Annotated in this window: 11 protein-coding genes; 10 read left to right on the forward strand and 1 reads right to left on the reverse strand. The window is 45.2% G+C overall.

Going from position 1 to position 11,785, the window contains the following annotated elements; translation table 11 throughout:
- The first annotated feature begins 17 nt into the window (after positions 1-17).
- The 9 genes from MNQ98_RS07785 (at position 18) to MNQ98_RS07825 (ending at position 9,115) form a co-directional block, all read left to right on the forward strand.
- Complete coding sequence (locus tag MNQ98_RS07785; protein ID WP_054958106.1) at positions 18-278, forward strand: IreB family regulatory phosphoprotein; 261 nt, start codon at positions 18-20, stop codon at positions 276-278.
- Between the two features lie 10 nt (positions 279-288).
- Positions 289-699: a Holliday junction resolvase RuvX gene (gene ruvX / locus MNQ98_RS07790; protein WP_241932665.1), complete on the forward strand. Its 411-nt coding sequence runs from the start codon at positions 289-291 to the stop codon at positions 697-699.
- 18 nt (positions 700-717) lie between these two features.
- Positions 718-1,026, forward strand: a complete 309-nt coding sequence (locus tag MNQ98_RS07795) for a DUF1292 domain-containing protein (RefSeq protein ID WP_208915234.1) — start codon at positions 718-720, stop codon at positions 1,024-1,026.
- Entirely contained in the window at positions 1,019-1,330 is a 312-nt protein-coding gene (locus MNQ98_RS07800; protein ID WP_208915233.1) for a DUF1292 domain-containing protein, read from the forward strand. Before MNQ98_RS07795 ends, MNQ98_RS07800 begins: the two co-directional genes overlap by 8 nt.
- 98 nt (positions 1,331-1,428) lie before the next feature.
- Entirely contained in the window at positions 1,429-2,466 is a 1,038-nt protein-coding gene (gene mltG, locus MNQ98_RS07805; RefSeq protein WP_241932666.1) for an endolytic transglycosylase MltG, read from the forward strand.
- Between the two features lie 18 nt (positions 2,467-2,484).
- Entirely contained in the window at positions 2,485-3,417 is a 933-nt protein-coding gene (locus MNQ98_RS07810) for a peptidase U32 family protein (protein WP_241932667.1), read from the forward strand.
- A gap of 66 nt (positions 3,418-3,483) precedes the next feature.
- A complete protein-coding gene (locus MNQ98_RS07815; protein ID WP_241932668.1) occupies positions 3,484-4,815 on the forward strand; it encodes a peptidase U32 family protein in 1,332 nt (443 codons plus the stop codon).
- Between the two features lie 215 nt (positions 4,816-5,030).
- Positions 5,031-7,202, forward strand: a complete 2,172-nt coding sequence (locus MNQ98_RS07820; protein WP_241932669.1) for a methyl-accepting chemotaxis protein — start codon at positions 5,031-5,033, stop codon at positions 7,200-7,202.
- 125 nt (positions 7,203-7,327) lie between these two features.
- A complete protein-coding gene (locus tag MNQ98_RS07825; RefSeq protein WP_241932670.1) occupies positions 7,328-9,115 on the forward strand; it encodes a peptidoglycan D,D-transpeptidase FtsI family protein in 1,788 nt (595 codons plus the stop codon).
- Here the strand turns inward: MNQ98_RS07825 and MNQ98_RS07830 are convergent.
- Positions 9,070-10,236, reverse strand: a complete 1,167-nt coding sequence (locus MNQ98_RS07830) for an AI-2E family transporter (RefSeq protein WP_241932671.1) — start codon at positions 10,234-10,236, stop codon at positions 9,070-9,072. The two genes, MNQ98_RS07825 and MNQ98_RS07830, sit on opposite strands and share 46 nt — an antisense overlap.
- 144 nt (positions 10,237-10,380) lie before the next feature.
- Here MNQ98_RS07830 and MNQ98_RS07835 point away from each other — a divergent pair, with 144 nt between their 5' ends.
- On the forward strand, positions 10,381-11,766 hold the full coding sequence (locus MNQ98_RS07835) for a polysaccharide deacetylase family protein (RefSeq protein ID WP_241932672.1): 1,386 nt from the start codon (positions 10,381-10,383) through the stop codon (positions 11,764-11,766).
- The last annotated feature ends 19 nt before the right edge of the window (positions 11,767-11,785 follow it).

Here is an 11,785-nt window from a genome sequence, read left to right on the forward strand (position 1 = left end):
GAAGCGAGGTGTCACACATGGACTCCATGGATAAGACTGTCAAGTTCAATGTAAAAGGTGATGAGAAGGAGGCTTCCGCCCGGGACATTATTTTATCGGTATACGACTCATTGGTTGAAAAGGAATATAACCCGATCAATCAAATCGTCGGCTATCTGTTGTCCGGGGATCCCGCTTATATACCTCGGCACAACAATGCGAGAAGTTTGATCCGGAAGAAAGAACGAGATGAATTGATTGAAGAACTGGTCCGGTTCTACCTAGCCAGTCACCGTTAGGAGTGCAAGGATGAAGATCATGGGATTGGATTACGGGGACCGTCGAATTGGTGTAGCTCTCAGCGATGTGTTCGGTTGGACAGCTCAAGGGCTGGAAGTCATTGAACGTCGCCGGGAGGGCATTGAATTGGAACGGATCACTGCCCTTGTGAAAGAACATGAGGTCACTGAGATTGTGGTCGGCCTGCCCAAAAATATGAACGGCACGATCGGTCCCCGAGGAGAAATCTGCATGGAATTCGCAGAACTACTGCGAGAGTCCCTGTGCTTACCCGTTCACCTTTGGGATGAACGGCTTTCTACAGTATCCGCTGAACGGACTCTGGTGGAAGCCGATGTCAGCCGAAAGAAGCGCAAGCAGGTCGTAGATAAGATGGCTGCAAGCTTGATTTTGCAAAACTACTTGGATTCTAAAAGGTAAAGGTGAGGGTGATAACAGATGGCGAATGAGCATATTGGAATGGAAGAGGAACCGGAAATTATTTATATTCCTGATGATGAAGGCAATGAAGAGGAATTCGAAGTCATCATGAAATTTGAGGTTGACGGCTCCGATGCGAAATATATGATGGTGGTTCCCATGGAAACGGAAGATGATGAGACCGATGAGGTTTACGCTTTCCGTTACGAGGAAGACGGTGACGACCTGAAGTTGTATATGATTGAGGATGACGAGGAATGGAGCATTGTTGAAGAAACGTTTAACACGCTCGTAGACGAGCTTGACGGGAGCAATGGAAATGACTGATTTTTCTGCTGAACAAGTGGTATGGACCCAAGCGTTGAAGGAAGCATTCGGTGAAAGTGTTGAACTTCAGGATGAGAAGGGAAACACAACCGTATATGATGTTGCCGCTGAATTCGAAGTAAATGGTCAAGGATATGCCATTTTGGTACAGCCAGACCGTCAGCATGAGGAGTATGAAGTGCTTCGTATTGTTACGGCGCAAGACGGAAGCCTGGAGCTGGCCACCATTGATGATGATGATGAATGGGAGAATGTCTCCGAGCTGTATGATGAACTTACATTCCCGGAAGAAGACGAAGATTGATTGTGATTTCCTCTTCTTCCTCAAGAAGTATTAATTTCAAATGAAGTTCTGGAAAGGGCGGACCAGTCCGCCCTTTTTGGTTGTGAGGAGATGAACACATGAAAAAACTGGCCGTCACGGTATTGGTGTTGATCATCATTGCCGGCGGGGCATTATTTTACGCTTGGAACGGCATGAAGCCGGTCGCAAGCTCCGATACACCCGTCGAGTTTACGATTGAATCCGGTATGAGCACGGTTCGAATCGCTGAACTGCTGGAGGAGAAGGGACTTATTAAAGACGCCCTTCTGTTTAAAGGTTATTTGAAGCTGAAAGATGAAGGCAGCCGGTTTATGGCCGGTATATATGAGACAAAACCTGGGGCAACCTATGATCAGCTGATATCGATGCTGAATAACGGAGAGGTGAAGCCTGAGGAGATGATGCGCTTTACGATTCCGGAAGGATACACGGTGCTTCAGATGGCTGAGACCATTTCCAGCCAGAGTGGTTTGGACGCGAAGGAATTTGTAAAGTTGACTGATCAGACTTCGGGTTGGGATGGGACCATCGTAAATGAAATTCCAAAAGATGAGGAATTGAGATATCATTTGGAGGGATATTTGTTTCCGGCAACCTATGAGCTGCCTAAAGACAGTACAGAGCAGGAGATTCTCCAAGTGATGCTTAGCCAGTTGGAAAAGAGACTAGATGAAATACCTGACTGGCAAGAGTTACTAAAGCAGCGAGGGCTGACGGTTCATGAGCTGCTTACTGTCGCCTCCTTGGTAGAACGTGAGGTCGTGGCGGAGAAGGAACGTGCGTTGGTGGCAGGTGTAATATATAACCGTCTTGAGCAGGATATGAAGCTTGAGATTGATGCAACTGTGCAATATCTCTTAGATAAGCCTAAGAAGCGACTGCTGTATAAGGATCTGGAAGTAGATAGCCCTTATAACACTTACCGAAATAAAGGACTTCCGCCGGGACCTATCTCAAATCCGAGCTTGGCTTCGATTGAGGCGGCGCTTAAGCCAGAGAAGTCGGATTATTTATTTTATGTGACCAAAAAGGATGGCACACAGGAGCATTTGTTTGCCAAAACCTACAGGGAACATTTGAATAACATCGAAAAGAGCAAGAAAATGGCACAATAGTATTAGGGGGAAATTGTAATGGGTATTAAACCTGAGCTTCTGGCAGCCGCGGGAACTCTGGAGGATGTGGAAGCTTATCTGCAAGCCGGAGCGGATGCCATATTGGTTGGAGATGACCGCTTTGGTATGAGATTGCCGGGAAGTATGACACTCGAAGAAATCCATAAAGCTGCTGAGATGGTACACGCCGTCAGCGGTAAAATCTATGTAAGTCTGAACAACTTAATGACCAATGATCTGCTCCAGGAACTCTCAGAATATGTTAAAGCTCTGGGTGAGATCGGAGTGGATGCGGTAGAATTTAATGATCCTTCTGTATTATTGGCAGTCAATTCCTTTGCTCCTGGCGTAAAGCTTCACTGGAATGCTGAAATGACATCAACCAACTATTCGACCTCAAACTATTGGGGACGCAGAGGGGCAGCCCGCGTCATCTTGGCCCGGGAATTAAACATGGATGAAATTACAGAAATGAAGCCGAATCTGGAGATTGAAGCTCAAGTCCAGGTTCACGGAATGACAAACATCTACCACTCCAAGCGCCGGTTGGTCAACAGCTACATGTCCCATCAAGGGCGGCCGGTGACGGAAGGCAGTATGGGCAAGGAACGTGGATTGTTTCTTATTGAAGCAGAGCGTGCCGATGAGAAATTCCCGATTTATGAGGATATGAACGGCACACACATTATGAGCTCGGATGATATATGTATCTTGGAGGATCTTCATCTGCTGATGGAAGCTGGTATTGACAGTTTCAAAGTAGAAACATTACTCAAACCGCGTCACTATAACGAAGCAGTGCTTCGTGCATACCGCAAAGCTATTGATCTGTATAAGGCTGATTCAGGTTCGTATGCTTTTCACGAGGAGTGGATGGACGGGATCAAGGAGCTTCAAGATCCTGAACGGGAACTTTCTTTTGGATTCTTTTATAAAGAACAAGTTTATTAATAAGATTTCAGTTAAATAGAATGAACTTCTTTAGTTCAGTCTGTAAAAACAAGGAGTGAACAAAAGATGGCAGCTATGGTTCAGCCAACTTACAAGGGCAAACGTTATCGCTTGGACAAGCCGGAGCTTCTCGCACCGGCGGGTAATCTGGAAAAATTAAAATTTGCAGTCCACTACGGAGCGGATGCAGTTTATATCGGCGGACAAAAATACGGCCTGCGCTCAAATGCCGACAATTTCAGTTTTGAGGAAATGAAAGAAGGCGTCGAATTCGCTAAAAAGTATGGTGCAAAGGTAATCGTTGCAACCAACATGTATGTCCATAATGAAGATATCGAAGGAATCGAGGAGTACTTGCGCAGTCTGAATGAGACTGGGGTTTTCGCCATAATCGCGGCTGATCCTGCGATCATTGAGATTGCCCAGCGTATTGCGCCGGATCTCGAGGTTCATCTGAGCACACAGCAGTCGACGTTGAATTGGCAGGCGGTAAAGTTCTGGAAGGAAGAAGGACTTCCGCGTGTAGTTCTTGGCCGAGAAACGAGTCTTGAGGAAATAGCCGAGATTAAAAATCATGTGGATATTGAAATCGAAGCTTTTGTTCATGGAGCGATGTGCTCTTCTTTTTCCGGGCGCTGCGTTCTGTCCAACCATTTTACGGATCGGGACTCCAATCGGGGCGGCTGTTGTCAGTCATGCCGTTGGAAATATGACTTATTTGAGGATGGACGTGAGGACTGGGTATCTGAAGAGCAGGTGGCGCTGGATCAGATAGTTCCTACACCTTCCTCTTTCAAACCGGGCGTAACACAGATCCCGCTGTTCCAACCGGAGGATAATGCGTTTACGATGGGGTCCAAGGATCTGTGTATGCTGGGGCACATTCCCGACTTGATCGAAGTAGGGATAGACAGCTTCAAGATTGAAGGACGCATGAAGTCGATTCATTATGTAGCAACGGTTGTAAATGTTTATCGACAGGCTATTGATTCGTATATGGCTGATCCAGAAAATTATGTGCTGAAGACTGAGTGGATAGAAGAGCTTAATAAAGCGGCCAACCGACCGCTAAACACCGGCTTCTTCTACGATACTCCGGACCATGAGGATCATATTTATGAACCGGAAGAAAAAGCGGCGCCTTATGATTTCGCAGGACTTGTTATGGATTATGATTCAGTGAACGGCATAGCACTGATTCAGCAGCGGAATCATTTTAAACTAGGCCAGGAAATTGAGTTTTTTGGTCCGGAAGGGACCTTCTTCAAACAAGTTGTCGGTATGATTACCGATGAAGAAGGTAATGAGCTGGATGCAGCCCGCCATCCTTTGCAGCTGGTACGCATGAAAGTGGATCATCCGGTAAAGGGTTTTGATATGATGCGCAAACGTAAATGATGAGTCAACTTGTGAAATAGGTACAAATATCTTACAATAACAGGAATCCGGTACCTCGTCAGGTGTCGGATTCTTTTTTTATGACAAAAAAACTAGGACGTTTGAATTATTTTTGTGTGAAAAGCCAAAGGAAATGCTACCCAACTGTCGAAATAAGAAGTAGTGTATTGTTTTTGCCTCATATTCTAAAATTGATAGTGGTAGGTGAACAGCAAATGGGAGAGGTTGAACAGCAAGATAGAAAGCCAAAAAAAGAGAAGAAGGTGAAAGATCAAAAGAATAATAAGACTGTTACTTCCGGATCGAAGGGGGATCGTTCAGGAAGATCCAAGTTGGCTGGATTGGTTCATGCTGCCAAGCAGATGCGGATTAATCCTGCTAACTCGGTCGGCATACGTTTATTTTTGATTTTCTTTATCGCAATTGTTATGTTTGTTGTAGTCCTCGGCTTACTGTCGTACATGAAAGCTAAGGATACGATTGAGAAAAATGCGGCTACTGCCAACCAGCAGACCATTATTCAGACTTCAGAAAAAATAGACATTATTCTGGAATTTTATGAGAATCTGGGAAGGCAAATTTTTTATGATAAAGAGCTGCAAAAGCTTTTGACGTCCTATAATTCAAATAAATTAAGTGACTACGAGATGTTCTCTACCCAAAAAGACATCCGTGACAAACTAACTAACCAGATTACTTCCGATGGATATATTAAGGCGATTTACATTATTCCGCCTAAGAAGAACTTCGTCATCGCTGCGGGAGCTACGAGGAATGATCTAGACGGTATGCTTAAAGAGCCATGGGTCGCAGAACTTGAAAAGGGTACAAAGACTCTTTGGCTGCCAACCAGAGCAGATGAGAGTACTCCATATTTCAGTATTGCCCGTTCTTTAGGTTCAATGAACAATCTGAATGACTCATATATTTTTGTAATTGAGCTTGCGGAATCGGTTATTAACAAGCAACTGCAAAACATTAATCTCGGTACAGAAGGACAGCTGCAGCTCGTTTCAAGAGATGGCAAGATCATATCGGCTAACGATGAAAAATTGAGTGGCACGGAGTCCCTAATGACATTTATGAAGAATGAGCCTGAGGACAAGAAGACCGGAAGTCTTAGTGCTCATGATGTTAATGCTAACGACGTATTGGCGGTGTACAATACACTGGAAGTCAATGATTGGAGACTCGTCGGTACGATTCAGACCGAAGAACTTACGAAAGATGCAGCAGGTATTCTGACGATTACGATGTGGGCGGCGCTAGCCGATGCTCTTATAGCCATATTGATTGGGATATGGATGGTTCGCATGATTGCGCGTCCACTCGGTAAGCTTAACCTGCTTATGAAAGAAGGCGCCAAGGGTAATCTAAACGTTCGTACGAATCATCGTTCGAATGATGAGATCGGTCAGCTTTCTGCCAGCTTTAATGATATGATGGAGCAAATTACACAACTAGTTCAGCAGACCAACAATACAGCTCAGGACGTGCTAAATACAGCAGTAGAACTGACTGATGCTTCCAAGAAGACCGCCCTGTCGGCGAAGGAAATTGCAGTGGCTACTGAGGAGATTGCTAATGGAGCAAGCAGTTTAGCTGTAGAGGCTGAGCGCGGAAGCGACCTTACAGGCAACATCTCAAGACAGATGGAGATCGTTGTCACGGCGAATGACGAGATGGGCAAATCCGCCCGTCATGTTGAAAGATCAAGTGAACATGGTACGAAACATCTGAATCATTTGCTGGAGAAAACACACCAGACAGAAGATATGACCCGTAACATGATGCGCAAGGTTGATGGATTGAAGGAAACAACTTCTTCTGTTGTAAAAGTTCTGGATGTACTGCAGAATATTACAAAACAGACGAATATTTTATCACTGAATGCTACGATTGAAGCTGCACGTGCAGGTGCTGCTGGCCGTGGATTCATGGTTGTAGCGGATGAAATCCGGCAGCTTGCGGATCAATCCAGGCAATCGATTGATATGGTCAGCCAGATCACAGACCGTATTATGACAGAAATGAATGAAACGGTACAAGTTCTTCTGGATGCGAATCCGCTGTTTAAAGCTCAAATGGATTCGGTTAAAGAAACGAATGATATATTCGTCTCCGTCCAGCAGCAGATGGGTGAGTTCATCGAACGACTCGATTCTGTTACGGATTCCATTGAAGGCCTCAATCAGTCACAAATCGTACTCTCTGAAGCGATGGGCAACGTAAGCGCTGTTGCTGAAGAATCATCAGCAACTTCCGAAGAGGTTGCATCCTTGAGCAATGAGCAGCAGAGTGTGAGCAACCAGCTCGTAAATCTGTCTGGCAAACTGGAGAATGTATCAAGCGAGTTGAAAGCTACACTCTCCCGATTTACACTGTAAATATGACAAAAGCTTGGATCTCTTTGCGGGAGATCCAAGTTTTTTTGTTTAGGTGCCGCTGCAAACGATTGTGATAATGATTGAGGGGGAATGATGATATAAAAGGATCATCAGGAGGGACAAACATGCGGGTTAACCGGCAAAAACGTATATTTTATGGATGGTTGACACTAGCAGTGCTGATGGTTCTACTGGTTTGTCGGCTGGCATGGGTACAATTCGTCATGAAAAATCATAAGCCTCCTGGCAGTCGGCATACTCTGCTTGAAACATCAATGCTTCAGCGTGAGCGGGGCATTGTGCTGGATACCGGGCGGGGACATTTTACCGATCGGAACGGTCTTCCGTTGACCGGTAAGTTGATCTGGTCCGCCGTCCTTTTTCCTATCGAGAATGAAAATGATGATATATCCGATGATTCATTGTTGAAGCTGGCTCATATACTGAATACGGAAGATAAACATTTAAGAGAAGTATGGTTCGCCTTGAAAGAGCCAATACTATGGCATGCTCAAGGGACTTACATTCCTCTTGCGCTGAATTCATCTCAGATTGAAGCCATTAAGGAATTGAAATTATCTGCTATTCGGGTACTTCCGTATGAACAAAGGTATGGAGACAGGGAGACGGGGATGCAGTGGTTAGGCTTTATATCAGGTCAGCGTAAAGAGAACTTATTCTTCCGTGATTATGAAGGGGTAAAGGGAACAAGTGGGCTGGAAAGGACACTGGATGCTCTTCTACAGGGAACAGGACCTACAGTCGTTTATTTCCCCGTAGATGGTCGGAATCAAATCATACAAGAGATGAAGCCGATGGTGAAAGCGGGAGATAACCCCTATTATCCGCTACGGATTACGACAACGGTTGATGCCAAGCTTCAGAAGGGCATTGAGCAGTTGACAGAACAGGCAGGTATGAAGGAAGGAGCTGTAGTCGTACTGGATGTCCGGAATAGCGATGTTCTGGCGATGGTCTCCAGACCTTTTTATAATCCGGAACAGATACATCCTGAGCAGGGCGAGTGGGAGAACAAAGCGTTAAAGGGAGCGGTGCCCGGATCGATCTTCAAAATTGTTACGGCTGCAGCTGCACTGGATTCCGGTTTAACCTCGAGTAAAGAAACGTTTCACTGTAATGGTGAATTTGGAAAATACGGCTTATCCTGCTGGAAAGAGGGAGGCCACGGAACCCTCAACCTTCGTCAGGGGTTTGCGGAATCCTGTAATGTGGTATTTGCCGAATTGGCTGAACGCCTGACCTCTGGACAAATACAGGATACGGCATTACAGCTTGGACTTGGCCGGACTGTAGGCTGGCAGGCACAGAGGAGTATACTGGGCATTCCTCTACTGAAGCCGCTAGACCACGAGGAGAGTGGGACTGTTTTTGCAGCCTCTACAGATCCTTTGGATTCTGGTGCTCGTGTACAGACAGCGATTGGGCAAAGGGATACATTGGTTACACCGCTGCAGGCTGCTAATTTGGTCGTAACGCTGCTGAACGATGGGGACGTGATTTCGCCTCGGATTGTCCATCATATATTATACGCGAACGGTCAGCATCTTCAAACCTTGGAGCCTATGAAGCGGTCTTCCGTTGAAGGAACAATTTCCCGGGAAACCGCCCGAACACTTCTGACTTGGATGGAAGACGTAGTTCGAAATGGAACGGGACGCTCGCTTAAACATTCGACTTGGCAGCTAGGGGGCAAGTCTGGTACGGCTGAGACCATGGTAAAGGGCCGTCCCCGGAACAACCAATGGTTCGTGGGATACGGCCCTATAAAACATCCGCGTTATGCGGTAGCAGTGCTGGTGGAGAATGTGAGTCCGCACAGCAAGCATCAAGCGACAAAGCTGTTTGGTCAGGTCATGGATTTATTGTCTTCTTTTGAGACTTCTGAAGAATGAGCAGTTTGCGGATTTTTCATCTCAAACGGTGACACATCGAATTCTTCTTTTGGCAGTCTAATCCATTGTTGAAGATAACCTTGCTGCAGCAGCTCTTTGAGCAGAATCATCAGGATTGGTGAAAGAATCAGACCCGCCATTCCGAAAATAGAAATCGAAATAATCATGAACGACAGCATTAGAAACGCTGAAGATACACCGAGGGATTGGCCTGTTATTTTTGGTTCAAGCAGCTGACGGGTTACCATCACAATAGCCAAGAGGATAGTCAAACTAATGGCAAGACCTACCTTGCCGACAATAAAGAGATAAATAATCCACGGTATGAAGATAACCGGCACGCCTAACAGTGGAAGTATATCAAAAATTGCACTCATGAGCGCCAGTGAAAATGCGTTGCCGGTACCAAGGATAAGCAAGCCTATGTATACGAGAACAAATGTGATCGAAATCAGCTTTAATTGTGCCTTCAAATAAGCTCCAATGGCTGAAAATACATTATCCTTCAAAAAGTGAAAAGCTGTTTTTATAGTCTTTGGTGTCTTTTCTTTTGCAAACTTACGCCAACTACCAATTTCGGAACTAAGGAAAAAGGCGAGGATAATTGCAACACCGAAGTTGGCAATAAAAGTAGTGAAAGAACCCATAAATCCGACACTATAACGGAAAAATGATTCTGCTGCACTTTGAGCAAAGTTGGTAATATCTTTGAAGTATCCATTCATTCGCGCCACCATGTCTGGTGGAAGTGCGTCCAACTTGTTTTGTAAATAATTCATGATAGATGAGAAGTGCTCTTGAAGGGTGCGGGTATGAAGCGGAAGATTTTCCTGCAAATTCATCACTTGCGAAACGATAATTGCTCCTGCACCAAACAGAACGCCCAATATAATAAGGAGAAACAGAAGTACGGAAATCGCTGCTGCAAATGTCTTGGGCAAACCACGACGATGCAGTAACCGGGCTAGCGGCTCGATGAGCAAAAATACCAGGAAGGATAAAAAGACAGGAGCGGCAATCTGGTATAGCTTGCTGAACACGTACATAATCAGGTACACCGTCAGCACGATCATTGCTATATCGAAGAAGGTCCTCCAATATTTTTTGTAGAGGGGAAGCATAGTAAATTATCGGCTCCTTTATACTTTAATAATGTTTCTATTGTACACGATTTGTGAAAAAAACGCCTATTTCTTTATCGGCTATGATAAAATAATAAATAGTGTATTGCCAAAGTAAAAAGAAAAGAGAAGCGGGGAGTTGGCATGCAGACATTACTGCTTTGGTTGTTTTATCTTTCATCTTTTTATGCCTTTATTCCCGGGCTTATTACCCGGATTTTTGGTTTTCGAGTATTTCGTAGGGGTACGGGGAAGCAGGATTTCGCTCTGACGTTTGATGATGGGCCGGATCCCGTATATACGCCTCAGTTGCTCGATCTTTTGAAGCGTTATGATATGAAGGCGACCTTTTTTCTGGTTGGCTCCCATGCGGAGAGTCATCCGGATGTGGTAAAACAAATTCATGAAGAAGGCCATCTGATTGGAATTCACAACTATATTCATAAGAGCAATTGGCTAATGCGGCCCAAAACAGTACGAATGCAGCTTAAACGGACCGATGACATCATTTACAATGTAACGGGTGAGCGTCCAACCTTTTATCGACCGCCGTGGGGTATTGTGAATTTGTTTGACTTTGCCAAAAACAGCGGCTATCGGATCGTATTATGGTCGGCTATGTTTGGAGATTGGCGTAGCAAGACCGGCTCTGATAAACTGGCCAAGCGTATGCTCCGGAAGCTAAAGCCTGGGGAAGTTATGCTCCTGCATGATTGCGGAACGACGGTGGGAGCGAATCCAGATGCTCCTGTGAATATGCTGATTGCATTAGAGCAGGTGCTGGAAGAAGCACAACGTAGAAATCTGAAAAGTATACGGATAGACACGATGATTAATAGCGAGAAAAAATTGCAAAAAGCTAAACTCTCGATCATGAAGCGTATGGTGGTTTCGCTATGGCTATTGTGGGAAAAAGTATTTCATGTATTGTTCCAGCTTGAGACTGTAACGCCAAAAGATCCCATGCTTCATTTCCGGCCTATTTCATATCAAGGCAAGACGGTAACAATGGATGACGGCACCCGTCTAGAAAAAGGCGATCAGGTGCTAGAGCTTCACTTTGACAACAAGAAGTTGTTTCGTATCGGAAGTCGGTCCCGTTCGGAAATGCAGCTTGCCATTCAAATGATCAGAGCGATGCAAAAGGATCTCCCTACGCTGGCCAACATGGTGCTAGAACGGCCGGAGTATATGGATATCAAAGGTTTATACGGAGTAACAATGATTTCTCGTGGACCGGAACAGTTCGGTTTTCATGTCCAGGATCTACCGCAGGGGCTGTTTGCAAGTTCAGCGCGCATATATCTTAAAATTTTGCTGAGTGTTATTCATCCTAAAGGTCAATCCCGCCTGAAGGAAGGAAGTCAAAAGATGGAACCTAAGTTGCTCATGATGCCGGTGGATGTGTTAATTAACCGTTATGCAGAAAAAGGCAGCCGTTCGTACCGCTCACCCAAGCAGGACAGCGCGGAGGAACATGAATTAAGTGATCTGCCCATAGGCAGTGCATCACAAGGTCTATCATCCTAAATAAAACCCGCCCTTGAAT

It is taken from the genome of Paenibacillus sp. N3/727, from assembly GCF_022637315.1.
Taxonomy (GTDB): domain Bacteria; phylum Bacillota; class Bacilli; order Paenibacillales; family Paenibacillaceae; genus Paenibacillus_AQ; species Paenibacillus_AQ uliginis.

Coding starts and splice junctions, on each gene's coding strand:
- MNQ98_RS07785 (WP_054958106.1), top strand. CDS start 18: ATGGACTCCATGGATAAGACTGTCAAGTTCAATGTAAAAGGTGATGAG.
- ruvX (WP_241932665.1), top strand. CDS start 289: ATGAAGATCATGGGATTGGATTACGGGGACCGTCGAATTGGTGTAGCT.
- MNQ98_RS07795 (WP_208915234.1), top strand. CDS start 718: ATGGCGAATGAGCATATTGGAATGGAAGAGGAACCGGAAATTATTTAT.
- MNQ98_RS07800 (WP_208915233.1), top strand. CDS start 1,019: ATGACTGATTTTTCTGCTGAACAAGTGGTATGGACCCAAGCGTTGAAG.
- mltG (WP_241932666.1), top strand. CDS start 1,429: ATGAAAAAACTGGCCGTCACGGTATTGGTGTTGATCATCATTGCCGGC.
- MNQ98_RS07810 (WP_241932667.1), top strand. CDS start 2,485: ATGGGTATTAAACCTGAGCTTCTGGCAGCCGCGGGAACTCTGGAGGAT.
- MNQ98_RS07815 (WP_241932668.1), top strand. CDS start 3,484: ATGGCAGCTATGGTTCAGCCAACTTACAAGGGCAAACGTTATCGCTTG.
- MNQ98_RS07820 (WP_241932669.1), top strand. CDS start 5,031: ATGGGAGAGGTTGAACAGCAAGATAGAAAGCCAAAAAAAGAGAAGAAG.
- MNQ98_RS07825 (WP_241932670.1), top strand. CDS start 7,328: ATGCGGGTTAACCGGCAAAAACGTATATTTTATGGATGGTTGACACTA.
- MNQ98_RS07830 (WP_241932671.1), bottom strand. CDS start 10,236: ATGCTTCCCCTCTACAAAAAATATTGGAGGACCTTCTTCGATATAGCA.
- MNQ98_RS07835 (WP_241932672.1), top strand. CDS start 10,381: ATGCAGACATTACTGCTTTGGTTGTTTTATCTTTCATCTTTTTATGCC.